The organism is Anaerofustis stercorihominis (genome assembly GCF_024623185.1).
Classification (GTDB): domain Bacteria; phylum Bacillota; class Clostridia; order Eubacteriales; family Anaerofustaceae; genus Anaerofustis.
This window is the reverse complement of sequence record NZ_JANJZK010000020.1, coordinates 1-16,875: the sequence shown is the minus strand read 5'-3', so window position 1 is coordinate 16,875 and position 16,875 is coordinate 1. Positions and strand designations below refer to the sequence as shown.

The following is a 16,875-nucleotide window of genomic DNA, read 5'->3' as shown; positions in this document are numbered from 1 at the left end:
TATCAGTCTATCGACTGAGCGTATTTTATTTATAAAATACGCCTATTTCTCCGAAATAGTTAACAGTCACATCGAGAAGCGTAAAAGCCATCACGGCGATTGAGTGAAAGATTTTTATCCAATATTTTTATCTTCGGAAAAATATTGGTCGGGTTTTTAAGGGCAGACAGCCCTTAACTATAGGTTGTAGGGTGGAACCCTACAGTGTGGATAGTAAGGCAAAGCCTTACATAATTATATTCATTATAACATATATATACCCCTTTAGTTATATCTTTGATAAATCTTTATTTAAAACTTTATTGTTTTTAATGTAAGAATATTCCTGCTTATCCTTTTCACTTTTCAAATTGTTGAATAGGAAGACGGAAAGAAGTATCAGCAGTACATTTTTACTTCCCAGAAGCAGTACATATACCCCGAGGAACAATAAAGAAAGGTTTACTATAAAACTTATTATAAAGACATACTTAAAAGCGTCGGGTTTAGAGAGTTTTAGCTGAAGCAGTGAGAATATACACCTTGAAGCATCCAAAGGGATGGTCGGGACGAGATTGATAAGACCTATCAATATATTATAAAAAATAAAGAAATCGTAAGAAGGGATATACATATAGAAACTCGCAAAGACGATTATCCCTGCAAATATAAAATTGGCAAGAGGTCCCGAGAAGTATAATAAAAATTCCTTTTCGGGACGCATATCATGACTGACATAAGAAATTTTAGCACCGAAAGGAAGCAGGGAAACATTATCTATCCTAACGGAAAATATCCTTGCGGTGATAAGGTGTGCGGTCTCATGGATAAAAAGTGAAAATACAAATATCAGAAAATCCACAAAACCGCTTTGAGAATATATTATAAAAAGCGCAAAAACGCTTAAAGACGTCAGCGTAAATTTATTTAAAAGCGATTTAAACTTTTTGTTCATTAAGTTATATCCTATTCTGTCTTGGTATTATTATCTGTGGTTTTATTTGTATCCGTTTTGGTATCCATATATGTAAGAGGATCCACCGCAGTATTATCCACCCATACTTCAAGCCCGAGGACATCTCCGCTGTCATTATTATCCATTGAGCCTATGATGTTACCGCTGGTCACAGTATCCCCCACCTTTACAAAAGTTGTCTTGACACCGTCGTAAATCACGTTCGTATTGTTGCCCACGTCGAAAACTACTCTGCTGCCTCCGTAAGAACTTGAAACAACATTCGTTACCTTACCGCTGGCTGAAGCGAATACTTCTTCGCTCTTTTCGGTTTGTATCTCGATACCCCTTGGTTTTACCGTAGTATTGAATACAGGGTGAGTCTTATCCTCAAACTTCGTTATGACTTCCCCGCTCACCGGCATTTCAAGTTTAAGTCCGCCCCCCGAAGAATTTACTGCAGTGCTTTTGCCTCCGTTAAATACGCTGGCAGTATTATTTACAAAAGAAACAACCTTGTCCTTTGCTTTACCGAAAGAAAAGACATCACTACTGAATACGCTGTCTATCTTAGATGTAACAGAAGTCGGAAGAGATACATCTAACATGTCCAATGTTACATAGGAAAGCGCCAGTATCACCACGAATATCATCACATTCAAAAATCTGTCTTTCTTGACAGGTGCCTTTTTGCTCCTGTTATAACTATTATAATTCCTGCTTCTGCTATTATAAGAAGTTCTTCTGTTTCTTTGATTTTTTTTACTTCTACCGCTTTGCATAAATATCCCTCCTAATAAAAGTCCTATTTAAGTATATTAAGAGTTAAATGAAATATTCGTAAATATTTACTTGAAATGGAAAAGCTTTTTTTGTATAATATGAAAAGTAATATGCGGATGTGCTGGAATAGGCAGACAGGCACGGTTGAGGGCCGTGTGTCCCACGGACGTATGGGTTCAAGTCCCATCATCCGCACCATAATATTGTTTTTAAAGAAAAATAAAAAGTTTAAAATAACAAATAAAACACGTATGAATAAAGGGGTCGGAGTGTATTAAATTTATGTAAGCAAATATTTTGTTTACAGTGATAAATAAATAAGTGGGTTAAAAAGTGGGTTAATAACCCACTTATTTTTTATCTAAAAAAGGAGACTCTTAATGAGCCTCCTATATTATTTACTATGTAATTTAATTGCTTTTTCAGTAAAGTTATTATCTTTCCAGCATGCATAACCTGCTGTTAAAATCGCCAATACATCGGATCCTAAATCATATATTAAATCATCAGGAATATTAAGTGGCGTATAACCATGCCCTCTTAATATCGCATTTAAAAATGCTAATCCTGCAATTATTATTCTTAAAAATGCACCTTTTCTTTTGTTTAACCAATTTAAAAAATTTCCCATAATTTTTCTCCTATCTACTAAAATCTACATGAATTGCATTTCCCATATTAGTACTATTTGTATATGTATAATGATAATGAGGTTGTTTTTTCATATAAGACATAAATTTATTCTTTGTTGTACCTTTGCAACATATGTCTGCTGCATCGAATGTAAGATGCTTAGATACTTTTGATGAACCTTTTAAGGTATTATTATATCTTTTACATCTTTTACCTGATGTTACTACTATTACACCATATTTTTTCCTACTGTTTATTAATGCAAAAAGTAGCCAAGGATTAATCTCTTTACCTTCATATCCTTTACAATATTTACCGTTACAGTGACATTTAAATTCAGACTTTTTAAAATATGGAACTTTAGACCAATTTATAGTTCCATTTTTATTTTGAAATGAAAAAATATCTTTGTGAGAAATAGAGATACCTAATGCTTTTTTTGTTTTTACTCCTGCAATCGTATCAACTTTTAATTTTAACTTCTTCTGTGCTTTTTTTATCGCATTTTTAGTTCCTACACCAACTATGCCATTATAATCTAATTTGCATTTTAACAGATTTCTTAATCTATTCTTTAAAACTAAAACAGCAAGTTCTAATTTAGCATCAGTCTTAGGTCCATATTTATTATCTGCTGTTAATTTATACGCCTTTTGAAATTCCTTAAGATTTTTATACCCCAAATACTTGATAGATGTCTTCCATTGTTTTTCTGATAACATTATTTATTTTTCCTTTCAATTAAATAATTCGTTACCTCTGTTTCTATTTTTTTTATCTTTCCTGTTGAATTGTTTGTTCTCATATGTTCCAGTTGCATTAACTGAGTTTTTAGTATCATTTCCATATCATCTTCTATTCGTTGAATTTTACTAAAATCATTATTTAATTTATTTTCATGTTCATTTATCTTTTTCCTAACATCTTCAAATGGTTTTAATAAATCTTTTAATTTATAATAAATAACTATAAGAGTTGTCAGTCCTCCTGCTATATATACAAGAGTTTTAAATGTTATGTCTAAATCCATGTAAATTCTCCATTATATAAAATTAAGAAACTCGTTCCCAAATATTTACTACTCTATATGGTGGCATGTTATTATGAGTACCGTTACCGCCAACACTTGTAGTTGCAGTGGCTTCGGTAATGTGGTCTACATTTGTGCCACTCATGGCATAAGGTCTTCCCGTAGCTCCTGCGGCAAATGCTCGACGTGCTACAGAATCAGATGATAACGGATAATTAATTGAAAAATAAAATCCGCTTTTATTAGGCTTATGAATATGTGCTGGTATTTCTGCCACTGTTAATTTATGTGAAGCTTCGCCCCCAGTACCCCCAATAGGATATACTGAACTTGAACCTAATAAAAATCGTCCCTCTATTTTCTCCCATTCTCCGCCCCACTCTAAATTGGGGTCAAAATCACCATTAGTAGTTTGATATATAGACCCTATGGGATATGTAGAATCGAGCCAGCCCTGCCCGCATAATTTTTTATAAAATGTAGCTGGAAAATTAACTTCAAAACCGCCGATTTCTTCATCTACATATTTACCAAACGCAATACCCTTATTTATATCATCATCAAATACATCAAATATTACATTAACCACCGACAGAACATAGGTTGTATAACTATCCAAGGAGTTCCATATTTTTAGTACTATTTTTATATCATTGTTCCCATACTCACTATTTAAAATATAATCGCTGTCATAATTGATAGTGGCATTTAATGCACTGAAAGTTAACGTCGGTAACGTTATAGTATCTATTAAAACATCTAAGCTGTTATATAATTCAAAATTTACATATGTATCACCTGCTAATGCCTGATGGGATTCACTTGCGTATTTTACATTTCCAAATAATTGAATTTTCATTTTTGTCCTATCAGCCCTGTCACGGATTGCTCCGAATTGTTGAATATTAAAAAGTGTTTTTTCATTAACGAGTATCGGATAATCTTGAAATACCTGTGTTCTGGTTACAAATCCAAGTCCACCACTTAAAGTAGCTGTTAATAAAAGATAATATTCTCCAGGGCTGTCACAAATAATGGAAGTATCAACTTTAAAGTCAAATCTACAATTCCACATTTCTCCGTCTTTCCCTCCCGGATTACTTACATTTGTAATAGTAAATGGAACATTCTTAGCCACTGTAGAGGGCATAGAACCATAATCGGGGTAATTCGTTTCAGTATCAATATAGTCCTTATGTACATAATACATAGTAAGCTCTGAAGATATTAAATTAAAAGTTGTTGCGTTTGTTGGAGGGAAAGTTTTTTGCATATATTCACAATATAGTGAACCACTGCATTTTATTTGATTTTTTATTCCCGTTGTTACAGTATGAGAATAGCTCATACTATTTATATCTAATGCTGTAAAATTAAAATCTGGTGTAACTATTATAGGCATATTAAAATCTCCTTTATTTATTGTCGTATTCTGCAAAATGTAATGTGATTATCGTCTGTCGGGAAAAATCCAAACGTCCCAAACTGAATATAATTAGAATTGCTTGTATCGTCCAAAATCAAAGCATTTCTTGTTATTCTTGCTGGTATGACTTCATTTGTCATGTCGGTTCCATGTCCCCCTATATCATAACCACTAACAAAATTTATTTCATCGCTTCCGAGCTTTAGGGCTAAATCACTATCTGATGAATTTTTGCCTAGATAAATAACTGGTTGCGTTTTACCGTTTCGTGTTTCATTAAAGAATTTAATATTACTATATATTTCTTTTAAACTTTGATTATTACTATTTACATTTTGAGATAGATTACCGAAATTAAGAGAAATTTCATTGTAAGTTTGTTTAAATTCAGTTGTATTTACCAAATCTTTGTTACAAGGCTTCCAGTCAGTTAATAAGTCGCCTCTCTCTAACTGCATGTCAGAAATAATTATTTTATTTATCTCTGAATTTTTTAAAGTTCCTTCAATATAACAATTCCCATAAGTAATATTCTCACTTAAATTTAACCTTAGTTCACCTATTGAAGCACCAGACAAAGCAATAGTCCCTAAAACTTTAGAAGTATTGTTACTTTCATCAACTAAGCTTAATTTTAAATTTCCATAAGTTGTACTTTCAGTTTCACATATAAATGCAAATGATAAAATACAATCCCCACCAATAAATTCATCTGATAAATAATATAATTTTGCAGGCTCAAAGGAAGAAATTTCACATGGATAAGCAGTATTTAATAAATAATTTGTAACACCTACTTTTAATCCTCCACTAACCTGCATTACTATATTACTCATGCTTTCATCATCCATAAATATCTTTGAAAAACTTATTTGAGTTTCATTATCCTCATTAATAGCTTGAATAATACTGCTAACATTTAGCACCGCTGTATTTAATTTACCAGTTGTTATCATATCAGCTACAATTTGACCGTCGTTTGTCATTGCTAATTTATAGCCTGTTCCTTCTCCATAGTAAGCCTTACCATTTGGATCAGAACAAAAACCCAAACCTGCATTATTCCATCTCCAAACTTTAGTAGCTGTTTCTATATCAGGTTTATCCATAATTAATATCTCATCAGGATGTCCGTCTCCATCACTGTCATTCATAATTACATATCCACCCTTTTGACCTACTATAGTCTCTGTAGCATGAGCAATTGCATTAGTCAAATCTTGATAAATATATCTTATTGTACTCATTATTGGGCTTATTGTGGTCTCTTTTGCTAACACTGTGCTACCTAAGCATTCAATAGTCGTTTTAGCAGATGTACCAAGAAAATCAATTGTCTGTCGCATTATAATTACTTTACTACCGATTTGGTTTATTACACCGTTTAACTGTGTAGTAATTTCTTCTGATGTAGTATTAGTTAATTCTGCTTTATATTGTTCTAATAGTTTAATTTCATCATCAGTATAGACAGTTAATATATCTCCAATTTGATATGAAGAATCAAACTCGCAAACAAGAGTACAAGGTGTATATCTCATATTTTGGTATTTAGGTAAAATATTTTCGTTCAGTATATCTAAAGTCATATAAGGATTTTTATAACTAATTGCAATACCATCGTTTGTAGCTAAAATTTTATCATTAACGCCTGTTATATCTTTATTACACTCAATACTTTCAATAGTTATATTACCATCAAGATTTTTCTTAAATTCGCTTATGCAATTATTTTCTATTGTGGTATTTGCTTCTTCATAATCATAAAAAGAAATCATATTGTCCCTGTTTATGCTCGCTATACAACCCACTAAACCAGCTAAAAAACCTATCATATCTTTGATAGTATAATTGTTATCTAAAGTTATTTTTACATCGGGGAATACTATGCCATCTTCAATAGTTAATCCATAATCTGCTAATTGTACCTTTAAATCTATATAAACCATAGTTGCAGTTAAATTCCCGACTATAGTAGTTGAATATTTGTAAGGAATATTCAATTGATTAAATTTATCGTAACAAATCAATGTTTTTGTTTTTCCATCGTTATCAATAGTTATATTATCAACAAAAAAAGTTCCCAAAGGTTCCCATGGTGGATCGACAAGACTTTCTGTATCTTCTGGCATTTCATCATCACCCAATGGAAGATTTGAATCATCTTCTATGCCAAAATCAATGCTATCATCCTGTTCTGGTTCTTCTATATCATCATACTGATAAGAACTGTTATATTCTTCTTCCATCTCAATGATTTCTTCCTCTGTAGGTTCAGCATTAAAAATTATTTCGCCATCAGGTTCTTCCTCATCTAAAGGTGTATCAATATCTATGTCTATATCTTCATCACCTTCTGCTATATTTTCATCATTGATGATTATTTCAGCCTCTTCGTCATTCTGAGGGATTTGTTTAATGAATGGTTCTATTTTCATATTTACCAATTCCTCTTGAGGAAAGTTTAAAATAGATACAGTAAAACAATTAACAGTTGTATCTCCAAGAGATATTTCGTTACCAGATACACCATTTTCAGATAAAATAAACTTATTTATCATCGGAACATTTGTAGTTAATAATAAATCGCTACTTATATTCTCAATATCTTCATCCGAAACTACATGTTTAACTGTTAATTCTTGTCCTTTATCATCTATAGTTACAGTACTAAATTCTATTTTTCTTTTTATAATATTATTTTGCATATCTTATACCATTACCAAGTCAAAAGTTAATTCATTCCATTTGTTAAAATACCATTGAGAAACAGTCTTGTCACCAGCATAACAAACTATTTCTTTTGTTCCTGTTGGACCATTATAATTAATCTTTATATAAAGGGTACTTAAGTAACTCAAGATTTTACTAACCGTAGACACATCCATTAAAGGAAAAACTACTTTTAATTTTACAACCCCTGCTCTAAGCCTGGACCTTGAAATATATCCCGACTTATCTCTCCCAGAACCGCTGCTTAAACTATCACTTTCTTTGTCAATATCCATAAATGTAACATCGAAACTTTTAGGCTGCATATCTTTAGTAAAAAACAACTTTGTAGCATTATCATTTTTCCAGCCAACATATCCTATGCCTATCTTTCTTTTATATAAATAAACATAGTATTTTTTTTTAGATTTAAACTTTTTACCATACCACTGATAATAAATTCCACGTGATTGTATTTTAGTTGCATTATTAGTACCCCAGCTACCATACACCTTTTTTTTAGCAGTGGAATATGTACCAGATTTACTTGCAGATTTTTTAGTTTTTGTAGTTTTGCCCCATTTTGAAGAAACCCAGATAACTTCATAACTGGTATATTTTTGAATCCAGTTTATACTATTTGCCATAAAAAGAGCCTCCTATATATCTATAAGAGGCACTATGGCACTATTTTTTTTATTATACTAACAATGGACTTGTACCGTATTGTTTTACTTGTTTATTGTGAAAATTAATAACTGCTTCAGCAATTGGTTTTGTATCTAAATTTATAATAACAGAACCTAAATCTCCGTTATTATTAGTTGAAGAAGTACTACCTAAAGCTGCCATAACTGCATTATATACACCGTTACTAATACCTTCGGTAATTTGAACATTGTTTGCAACAACATTTTTATTACCCATGGACCCAACTAATTCTGGTCCTGCTTCTCGTGCTATAAATAGTTGTCCCATATCAGGAAAACCACCTTTAGCATATCCTGATACATATTTTTGTCTAGTATCAAATTGAGGAAAAAAGCTGGTTATACCCTTAATGGTTGCAATGCCAGTTTTCATAGAAATTTTAGGCACTTTAGCTTTTACATTTTTAGTAACTGTTTTATTACTAGATCCAGCAGTTTTCCACCATCCCCAAGAACCAAAGGCTTTGTTCCATGAAGAATTTTTTATAGCTGATAATTTTTTTGTTGCTTTATCATTTTTAAGTGTATCATACGCTTTTTTTGCACTTTTAAAACTACTTTTTTCATCAGCATGAACAGATTTAGTAATTTTATCACTTTTTGTACCGTCATATCTTTTTTTAGATTTCTTAAATGTATCAGTTTCTCGTCCATCCAATGTATATGTGATTTTTTTGTCTTTGGTTTTAAAAATATTATCAAAAAGACTGCCACGCTGAAAATCCTTTTTGTTAGACCAATCAACTTTATATCCTACTTTTGCAGGTTTAACTTTAGACATATTTTTCGTATAATCGGTTTGTAATCCGACTGTACCATTCCTTAATTTTACATCATATGGTAATTTAATATTCGCTTGTTTTGCGACCTTTTGAGCTGCTTCAACAGGTTTATGAGCTTCTTTTTTTGCAGCCTTGTACTTTACTTGAAGTTCTATCTTTTGTTTTTCTAACTCTTTAATTTCTTTTTTCAGAGCTTCTTTTTCTTCAGGAGTAGTAGCATGACTGAGTTCTATTCTTGCTTCATATTGTCTATCTGTTATATCTTCAATTTCTTTATGTAGTTTAGCCGCCTCTGTTCTACCAGACATGAACAACAATGCTAAACCCGATGCAATCGGAGCAGCTGCAACTAAAATTGCTGAAATATTAGTTCCTAAAGAACCTAGAGATAATCCTTTAATTGCAGTTTTTAAAGGCTTAACACTTGATGTTACTTTATCAAAAGCCTTAGTACCTAATTCTTTTAATTTAGGAAATTTATCAATTATTTTCTTTAAAACTTTTTTTGTTAAATCTAGAGTTGTATTTGTATCACTTGTAGATGTTTTAATATTTTTATTTACATCCGTTAAGTTCTTTCCTGCTTTATTACCATTTTTACCTAAGATACTATAATTCTTACCAGTAAGCTTTAATGCTAATATAATAGCCATAAAAGTTTTAGGGTGTTTACTTGCAATATTTATAATATCCGATAAAAGCTTAACAGCTGGAGGTAAAATATCTTCAACAAATACCGTCGCCACTGGAAGCAAGTCTTCTAATACCTTTATTAGCTCTTTAGATAAGGATTTATGCAAATCTCGTACTGATTCTAATATATCTGCCATAGACGAAATCAAAGGTGTCCAGTCAACCTTACCAGCCCATTCAACCAACCTGTCTGTAACTTTTCTTACATTAAATGTTATATCTTCTATAATACCAAGAATAGACTTAAAAATTCTATCACCATTTCCTGCTTTATTCCATGCTTTGCCAAAACCAACAGAAAGTCTAGTAACAAATTTAAATATATTTTTTATAGTAACTAAAATATTATTTAAAATTCTCTGACCTGAGCCGCCAGTCCAAGCTTTTTTAAAACTTTGGTAAACAAGACCTAAAACATCTTTTATAGTACCAAATGCACTTTTAGCAGCATAAACAACTGATTTTCCATGTATATTCCAAGATTCTTTAAATGGTCTAAATAAATCAGATAATTCCTTTTTTAGTTTAGTTATTATTGCTAGCTCTTGGTTCATTGCATTTCCAAGAAAATCATATGACGGTAGTTTTATATTGCCTATTCCACCGCCACTGCCAGAGCCTTTACCTGAACCACCAGAGCCAGCAGAATTTGAAGGTGTACTATTTTTATCGGGCTTATTAAAAGAAAGTATATTTAATTCATCAAATCCCATTAATTCTTTCTTTATTTTAGAAATTTCTTTCTTTGTTTCTTTTGCTTTTTTAGTAGCACCGCCAAGTCCGCTACCTAAATCACCAACAGAATCAGCAGCATCACCTAGGTCTGCTCCCATACTTCCCATTCCAGAATAATCTATTTTAGGAAGTTCAAAACCCAATAACTTAGCCAATGCATTAGCTGCCATAGTTATTAGCTGAACAAAAAACTGAATTACTGGTATAAATTTAACTACTATAGCAGAAATCATATTTCCCAAACTACGTTTTAAAATATCAGCTTGCATTCCCAAAATACGTAAAGCATTAGCAGGAGTTACAAGTGTTCTGGCTAAGTCACCTTGTGCATTTACTGATTTTTCGATTATAGTAACATATCGCCATACCGCTTTTTCCGCTTCCGACATTGCATATGTAGATTTATTAACACCATGAGCAAGTGCAGTTTCTTGAATAGCCGCTACAGATACGTTTATACCAAACGCTTTTAAACCTTTTATCTGTCCAGATAAACCGCTTTGAAGCTTATTCATGGCTGATTCTACAGGAACATTAAAATACGATGCTAAGTCATAACCTAATTGAGTTAAATTTTTACTCATGATTTGGGCTTTATCGCTCGCTATACCAAATCCAGTTGCCATTTGCTGAAATACAGACTGATTTTCCATCCAATTAGAAACGTCTATACCTAACAATTCTTGAACTTTCATAGCATAGTTATAAGCAGAATCTGCATATTTACCCATAGATACTGAAAATAAGTTTAGATTTTCAATGTATTCATTAGATTGATTTAAAAATCCACCAAACGCATTACCAACCATATTAACAGCAAAAGATAAAGCTATTGCACGTCCTCTAAAACCAGATAATACACTAAATAAACCTCCAGAAGCACCAGAAGCTTTTTTCGTTGTAGCAGTATAACTATTTGTATTCTTAATTAAATTGCTAATTTTTGCAGGTATGTTTTGGAACCCTTTAGAAATAGAGTTCATTTTTGTAGCTAACGGATCTAAAGCAGATGTTAACTGTTTTATACTTTCTGCAAATGAAGTCAAATCAAAAGAACGCAGTTCTTTAGCAACTTCTGGCAGTTTTTTTAACGCATTTACCGCACCACCTAAATTAGATTTTCCAATCTCACTTAAAGGTTTTAGAGCTGAAACAATTTTTAATATGTTAGTATCAAATCCCGAGGATATAACAACATCCAAGTCTTTTGATACATTCCCTAATTTTTTTAGTTGATTTACTGTAGATGTAATTTTTATATTCCCTACAGATTTTAAATTAGACAAGCTGTTTGCCAAAGAATCTAAAGAGGACGTAGACCCAATAGATTTAGCTTTATCACTTATAGTCTGTAAATCATTAGAAATTTTACTTAATCCTGGTATATTAGATATAGACTTTAAACGTTCTAAATATGCTATAGCACTATCAATAGATTCCGCAGCAGACGTAGCACTACCCTTTAATTCTATATCTAATTCTGCTATTGTTGCCATAGTCTATATCCCTCCTTTTAAGGAAATAGACACATGGCACTATCCTTCTTGATTATATTGTCTAACAAAATTATTCATCCATAACTCTGCTTGTAATTTTTCATATTCTTTTTGTTTTATATTATCCTCTTCTTTTTGTTCCTCATCAAAGTCTATAGGCTTATTTAAATAAGTCTCTGCATCACTTTCTTTTTCGGAAAAAATTTGAGAAGCAACAGACTGCAAGGCTTTATAAAAATATAATCCTTGAAGCCACAAATTTTCGTTTTTTAATTTCTGTTTTTGTTCAAAAGCTTCCTTGTATACACAAGCTACTTCTATATCACCATACCAAAATTCGTTATAGGACATTCCCATAGCCATATATGAAGGACATAATTGTTTAAAAATATCAGTATAACCAGTAAAAGAGGATTCCTCCTCTTTTTTATCTAGCCTACTGTCTTCCACTTTACCTCGCCTTTACCTTCTGTCAACGTTTGTATAGGTTCGGTATAGATTTCCATTAATACTGGTAACAATTCATCTTTATTATCAAGACTATCATAAATTTTATCCAACAAATCAGGAGTGTTTCTAATACTTCTGTGGTTTTTATAAAATGCAGATTTAAATAAAATAGGAAGCATTGTAGCAGGTTTACTATCTATTTCTGTTATATTAAATCCTTCTTCTTCTGCCATTGATACTGTCTTTCTAGTGAATTCCAAAGTATATTCTTTTTCTTCATATGTGAATTTTATTTTTTTGCTCATTATTTATCTCCTTTTAGTTTAATTATGCACTAGGTGTTTCTGTAACTTTGTTATAAAACTTAGGTCCATTCGTTGGGGTAATATACATTTTTGCATCCCAAGCTGAATTTACATTTGTTTCAGGTACACCTAAACTTGCAGGATTACCAGTAAAAAATACAGACTGGTCTAAAGATGGATGTTCTAAAGTAAACCATACTTTTTTATTATCTTTCTTTGCTTCTTCATATGCTTTCATAAGAAGTTCCCATGCTTCAATTAATTCTTTACAAAAGTTACCACCAAGTTCCAAAGCACCACCTAAGTCCTTTAGACCATCAACATATGTTTTGTATTCAGTTTCCGATAATGGTGTAACATCTATAGTTTCAGGTGATGGTGAAAGAGACGGTATACTTTTAACCTCTGGTATTTCTTTATACCCGCTGTCAGGTCTTGTTCCTGCTGTTGCTTCGACCGCATACTTAAATTTTATTCCTAATGTATTTAATGCCATTTTTTATTTTCCTCCTAAAATAACTAGGCACTTGGCACTAAATAAAAATTTAAACAACTGAATTATTTATCCATCCTGCTGTTCTTTTATCAATACTTAGATCTTCCATATTAGGAACTAAAATATTTAAATTCCTAATATAACCTTTTTTCGACAAGTAATTATTAACTAAATCAATTATTTTTAGATTGATTTCATCATTATTTGAATAAACATCAACTCTATAAGATTCAGTAACAACATTTTCTATCTGTTCAAAAGTAGAATACTTTCCAACGACTGAATTATCAATTTGTTTTATAATAATAGTAGGGAAACAAGGTGGAGTATCAGATAATTCTTTATCTATTATATAAGCACTTGGATATTCAGCTCTTATAATATCACTTATATCTTTTGTGATTACATCTATATAATTAATCATTTACTAAATACCTCCTGTGCTACTTCATCAATTCTACTTCTTAATTCTATTCCCGTTTGGTACATAAAAGGTCTTGATGGCATCCCTTTTGTCCATGCTCTTACCTGTCCGTATTCATCTGTAGTTTTCACAGGGTTAGGGTCATTTTCTGTTGTAGGATACCACCAACCTTTATCGCCGTGAGAATTAATATCATATACCCATCCAAATATATTTTCAGGATGAGGAGATGTTGCTCCCTTTATACCAGTTCCAAATTCTATAAACATACCAAGATTATTACCAACTTTGATAACACCTTTATTTTCCGTTGCATCATAAAAACTGTAAATTGAATCTTTTAACCATGATAAAGTCCCGTAATTATCTAATGTTGTCAATTTGACTTTTGCGATATCAACTCCCAATTTAGATAACTTTTCTATGAATAAATTAAATTTTTGATTTATTATTTTCTTTTCATTTTCTAATTCTTTTATAGCTCTATCAATAGAGTTAGGACTAATATTATCAACTATTATCTTTTTCTTATACATTATCTATCTTTATTGCATATCTAATACAATTCTTAGTTTTTGCACGTTTTACAACTTTTGCATTGCTTTTTTCTGTATTAGGTATATCTATCCATAATTCTGAATATTCATCTATAGGGCAAGATAAATCATGAGTAACCATTTCTTTATCATATATAATTTTTTTACCAAATACATCACTTATACCTTCACCTGTTCCTGCTGAAATATTTATTTCATATAAGATAGGTTCTGTATATCCATAAATTGGATTCCCAAATTTATCTGTCTCATTATCCTTTTTAAATTTAAGAGAGTAATAAATTTCTTGCTGGTTAGATTTCAGATCTCTCATTGTATTTAATATCCCTTTTTGAAATAATTTGTGCTAAAGGTACAATCTGAGACAAAAGATTTTCAGATACATTAGCCTTTTCCCAAACACGCATAACCCCATTTTCGGTATGCTGAGTTTCACCTTCCGCACCTTGTTTATTATAAATTTCAACAGCTATTTGAATTTGTAATGACAAAAATTTATCTTCTAAAATAAAATTACCATTCTCATCTTTATCCCAGTTACCGAAAGGTTTTCGTCTGGCTAAAATAATACACTTAGCATCTTCAAGACAGTCTTCCAATATATCTTTATCTTTTTCTTCTGGTATCTTTCTTTGAAGTTTTTCTAATTGTGTAGACATTTAGCCAGACCTCCTTTCATTATTCTGTCGGTGTATCAGATGCTGGTTGTGCATCAGAAACAATCTTAACTGTGTTTATTTCTGGTTTTGTATATGTAGTTGCTATACCTGTAATTTTCCCATGATACCACTCTGGACCATGGTCTAAACCGATTTGTCCAAATAACTGATACCTTTCCCCAGCACCAGTCTTTGCCAATTGTTCTTCAAAGAAATTACCCTTGCCAGGTGTCATTTGATGAACTGGACTAATAGCATTTGGATTAAATATAATTGCTGTACCAACTGGTAAATATTTCAATTCTCTTATATATATCATTCCTGCTGGTGTAATATACTGCATTATAGCGATACCGTTAATAGTTCTCTCAGATGGAACAATAGTCAAATTATTTTTAACAGCGTCAGCATTTATTTGCATTAAAGTCACTCCATCCACACCTAAAACTAAATTATCAGTAGGTGCATTTTGACCCTTAATAGCTGTCACAGTGTCACATACATCCCAAAATGTCAATTCTTTACCAGCAATATTATTATTTACCGACTCTATTGCACTAACTATGCCCCTTGTTTTGTTAATTTCCGTATTTTTAGTGGCTTTATTATATGTACCATTTATAAAGGTATATTCAATATCCTGAGCCATTTTAGTTAACTTTGCCTGCTTTTGAAATATCTTTTCATCTATCGGGTTAGCAACTTGCCCTGATATATTTAGACCAGCTAAAGTTCCCATATTTGATTGTTTACCATAACTTACTCCATAAGTTTCTTGAAACATTTGCGTTACATTTGTTTTTTGAGTTCTTGTAACAGTGCTTCCTTCTGGGGCTATCAAAGATGCTTCCTCACTGATAGCAGGCTGTGAACCTGTTGCTGTAGTGAATTCCACTCCTGTAGGAAACTCAACACTATTCGTTGTTTTCTGTTTACCACTAATCATAGAAGTAAAAGGTGTTGAAGTATTTCCTTTATTGAATAAAAACCCTGAGTAATTTAGGGCATCAAAACTTTGTGTGTAATTTGCGTTTGCCATTATAATCCTCCAAATATAATGGCACTTGGCACTAACTATTTTCTATTTTATTAATTTTTCCATTTCAACCAAAGCCTGTAAGCCTTCTCCATTAGATATAAACTCATCAACTTTAGCTTGTACGGCTTGAATATTATTTATCTCCTCTCCTCCAACAGGTGGTGGAGTAGTATCGCCTTTGCCTTTCAGTTCCTTGTTAGATAACGGGGGCTTAATAATCGCTCGCCACAGGCTCGCTCACAGACGGAGTGAACCAGCCACTTGCAAGCATGGCGGAAAAATCTTGGGATTTCCCCGCCACGCGTCTGGTTCACTCCGTCAATGTGAGTTGTGTAGCCGTTACAATCTTATTTAAAGATCTTTATCGGTTTTTCAATATTTTCTTTTTCTTCAATACGGTTAGGATTGCAATTAATAGTCCGCTCATCGCATACAATGATATATATAACTCTATATTTGTTCTGTCACCCGTTTTTGGACTGTCTAGCGTGTCAGATTTATCAGGTGTTGACGGCTTCTCTGATGTTACTTCCTTGTGGTTGATAAACTTGATTTCCACATTACCATTCTCTGGAACGGTTCCTTTGTCAGCAGTAGAAGTAGTCACATAGCCGTCCTGGTTGGCTTCTGTTTCTTTCACGGTATATCCAATACCAGCAGGAAGTCCTGTCGCTGTCGCGCTTTGTCCGTGTTTTAATGTGAATGTAGCCACGCCGTCCGTGAAGTCCATATCGCCGAATTTTCCGCTGATTGTCTTATCATCAAGCGTAACTGTGAAATGGAACTCCTTGTCTTTATCGCCATGCGTTCCCGCAACTTCTTTTGTTACTTTCAGATTGCCCGTGATACTCTTTGTGTTTGTAAAACGAATTTCTGCATTACCATTCTCTGGAACGGTTCCTTTGTCAGCAGTAGAAGTAGTCACATAGCCGTTCTGGTTGGCTTCTGTTTCTTTCACGGTATATCCAATACCAGCAGGAAGTCCTGTCGCTGTCGCGCTTTGTCCGTGTT

General features: G+C 32.3%; 18 protein-coding genes and 1 tRNA gene. 1 reads left to right on the top strand and 18 read right to left on the bottom strand.

The annotated features are described in order from the left end of the window. Positions 1-268: 268 nt before the first annotated feature. Both NSA01_RS09145 and NSA01_RS09140 read right to left on the bottom strand, forming a co-directional pair. Positions 269-934, bottom strand: coding sequence for a site-2 protease family protein (locus NSA01_RS09145; RefSeq protein WP_257481163.1), 666 nt, complete (start codon positions 932-934; stop codon positions 269-271). Between the two features lie 11 nt (positions 935-945). After that, entirely contained in the window at positions 946-1,716 is a 771-nt protein-coding gene (locus NSA01_RS09140) for a murein hydrolase activator EnvC family protein (RefSeq protein ID WP_257481162.1), read from the bottom strand. Positions 1,717-1,829: 113 nt separating this feature from the next. Between NSA01_RS09140 and NSA01_RS09135 the strand changes: the two genes are divergently transcribed. Next, positions 1,830-1,915 (top strand) — tRNA-Leu (locus tag NSA01_RS09135). 196 nt (positions 1,916-2,111) lie between these two features. Here the strand turns inward: NSA01_RS09135 and NSA01_RS09130 are convergent. The 16 genes from NSA01_RS09130 to NSA01_RS09055 form a co-directional block, all read right to left on the bottom strand. Then, positions 2,112-2,348, bottom strand: coding sequence for an SPP1 phage holin family protein (locus tag NSA01_RS09130; protein WP_257481161.1), 237 nt, complete (start codon positions 2,346-2,348; stop codon positions 2,112-2,114). A 10-nt stretch (positions 2,349-2,358) separates the two neighbouring features. After that, positions 2,359-3,072, bottom strand: a complete 714-nt coding sequence (locus NSA01_RS09125) for a D-Ala-D-Ala carboxypeptidase family metallohydrolase (RefSeq protein WP_257481160.1) — start codon at positions 3,070-3,072, stop codon at positions 2,359-2,361. After that, on the bottom strand, positions 3,072-3,380 hold the full coding sequence (locus NSA01_RS09120) for a hypothetical protein (RefSeq protein ID WP_257481159.1): 309 nt from the start codon (positions 3,378-3,380) through the stop codon (positions 3,072-3,074). The genes NSA01_RS09125 and NSA01_RS09120 overlap by 1 nt, the downstream gene beginning before the upstream one ends. A gap of 22 nt (positions 3,381-3,402) precedes the next feature. Further along, entirely contained in the window at positions 3,403-4,818 is a 1,416-nt protein-coding gene (locus NSA01_RS09115) for a phage baseplate protein (protein ID WP_257481158.1), read from the bottom strand. After that, positions 4,800-7,514, bottom strand: a complete 2,715-nt coding sequence (locus NSA01_RS09110) for a hypothetical protein (RefSeq protein ID WP_257481157.1) — start codon at positions 7,512-7,514, stop codon at positions 4,800-4,802. The genes NSA01_RS09115 and NSA01_RS09110 overlap by 19 nt, the downstream gene beginning before the upstream one ends. A 3-nt stretch (positions 7,515-7,517) precedes the next feature. After that, positions 7,518-8,165, bottom strand: a complete 648-nt coding sequence (locus NSA01_RS09105) for a hypothetical protein (protein ID WP_257481156.1) — start codon at positions 8,163-8,165, stop codon at positions 7,518-7,520. A gap of 52 nt (positions 8,166-8,217) precedes the next feature. Then, a complete protein-coding gene (locus NSA01_RS09100; RefSeq protein WP_257481155.1) occupies positions 8,218-11,934 on the bottom strand; it encodes a hypothetical protein in 3,717 nt (1,238 codons plus the stop codon). A 39-nt stretch (positions 11,935-11,973) separates the two neighbouring features. Further along, positions 11,974-12,384, bottom strand: coding sequence for a hypothetical protein (locus NSA01_RS09095; protein ID WP_257481154.1), 411 nt, complete (start codon positions 12,382-12,384; stop codon positions 11,974-11,976). Continuing rightward, positions 12,366-12,689, bottom strand: coding sequence for a DUF5055 domain-containing protein (locus NSA01_RS09090; RefSeq protein ID WP_257481153.1), 324 nt, complete (start codon positions 12,687-12,689; stop codon positions 12,366-12,368). The genes NSA01_RS09095 and NSA01_RS09090 overlap by 19 nt, the downstream gene beginning before the upstream one ends. Before the next feature lie 22 nt (positions 12,690-12,711). Further along, the gene (locus tag NSA01_RS09085; protein WP_257481152.1) at positions 12,712-13,185 is read right to left on the bottom strand and encodes a hypothetical protein; all 474 of its coding nucleotides are present in this window, start codon (positions 13,183-13,185) and stop codon (positions 12,712-12,714) included. Between the two features lie 49 nt (positions 13,186-13,234). Further along, on the bottom strand, positions 13,235-13,609 hold the full coding sequence (locus tag NSA01_RS09080) for a hypothetical protein (RefSeq protein ID WP_257481151.1): 375 nt from the start codon (positions 13,607-13,609) through the stop codon (positions 13,235-13,237). Continuing rightward, a complete protein-coding gene (locus NSA01_RS09075) occupies positions 13,606-14,145 on the bottom strand; it encodes a hypothetical protein (protein WP_257481150.1) in 540 nt (179 codons plus the stop codon). The genes NSA01_RS09080 and NSA01_RS09075 overlap by 4 nt, the downstream gene beginning before the upstream one ends. Continuing rightward, a complete protein-coding gene (locus tag NSA01_RS09070) occupies positions 14,138-14,479 on the bottom strand; it encodes a hypothetical protein (RefSeq protein ID WP_257481149.1) in 342 nt (113 codons plus the stop codon). Before NSA01_RS09070 ends, NSA01_RS09075 begins: the two co-directional genes overlap by 8 nt. Beyond that, complete coding sequence (locus NSA01_RS09065; protein ID WP_257481148.1) at positions 14,460-14,825, bottom strand: phage head-tail connector protein; 366 nt, start codon at positions 14,823-14,825, stop codon at positions 14,460-14,462. Before NSA01_RS09065 ends, NSA01_RS09070 begins: the two co-directional genes overlap by 20 nt. Before the next feature lie 19 nt (positions 14,826-14,844). Then, entirely contained in the window at positions 14,845-15,864 is a 1,020-nt protein-coding gene (locus tag NSA01_RS09060; protein WP_257481147.1) for a DUF5309 domain-containing protein, read from the bottom strand. Positions 15,865-16,225: 361 nt separating this feature from the next. After that, positions 16,226-16,875: DUF7601 domain-containing protein (locus NSA01_RS09055; RefSeq protein WP_257481146.1), on the bottom strand; the 650-nt coding region annotated here is incomplete at its 5' end.

Coding starts and splice junctions, on each gene's coding strand:
- NSA01_RS09100 (WP_257481155.1), bottom strand. CDS start 11,934: ATGGCAACAATAGCAGAATTAGATATAGAATTAAAGGGTAGTGCTACG.
- NSA01_RS09070 (WP_257481149.1), bottom strand. CDS start 14,479: ATGAGAGATCTGAAATCTAACCAGCAAGAAATTTATTACTCTCTTAAA.
- NSA01_RS09065 (WP_257481148.1), bottom strand. CDS start 14,825: ATGTCTACACAATTAGAAAAACTTCAAAGAAAGATACCAGAAGAAAAA.
- NSA01_RS09140 (WP_257481162.1), bottom strand. CDS start 1,716: ATGCAAAGCGGTAGAAGTAAAAAAAATCAAAGAAACAGAAGAACTTCT.
- NSA01_RS09130 (WP_257481161.1), bottom strand. CDS start 2,348: ATGGGAAATTTTTTAAATTGGTTAAACAAAAGAAAAGGTGCATTTTTA.
- NSA01_RS09145 (WP_257481163.1), bottom strand. CDS start 934: ATGAACAAAAAGTTTAAATCGCTTTTAAATAAATTTACGCTGACGTCT.
- NSA01_RS09085 (WP_257481152.1), bottom strand. CDS start 13,185: ATGGCATTAAATACATTAGGAATAAAATTTAAGTATGCGGTCGAAGCA.
- NSA01_RS09105 (WP_257481156.1), bottom strand. CDS start 8,165: ATGGCAAATAGTATAAACTGGATTCAAAAATATACCAGTTATGAAGTT.
- NSA01_RS09080 (WP_257481151.1), bottom strand. CDS start 13,609: ATGATTAATTATATAGATGTAATCACAAAAGATATAAGTGATATTATA.
- NSA01_RS09075 (WP_257481150.1), bottom strand. CDS start 14,145: ATGTATAAGAAAAAGATAATAGTTGATAATATTAGTCCTAACTCTATT.
- NSA01_RS09120 (WP_257481159.1), bottom strand. CDS start 3,380: ATGGATTTAGACATAACATTTAAAACTCTTGTATATATAGCAGGAGGA.
- NSA01_RS09090 (WP_257481153.1), bottom strand. CDS start 12,689: ATGAGCAAAAAAATAAAATTCACATATGAAGAAAAAGAATATACTTTG.
- NSA01_RS09125 (WP_257481160.1), bottom strand. CDS start 3,072: ATGTTATCAGAAAAACAATGGAAGACATCTATCAAGTATTTGGGGTAT.
- NSA01_RS09110 (WP_257481157.1), bottom strand. CDS start 7,514: ATGCAAAATAATATTATAAAAAGAAAAATAGAATTTAGTACTGTAACT.
- NSA01_RS09060 (WP_257481147.1), bottom strand. CDS start 15,864: ATGGCAAACGCAAATTACACACAAAGTTTTGATGCCCTAAATTACTCA.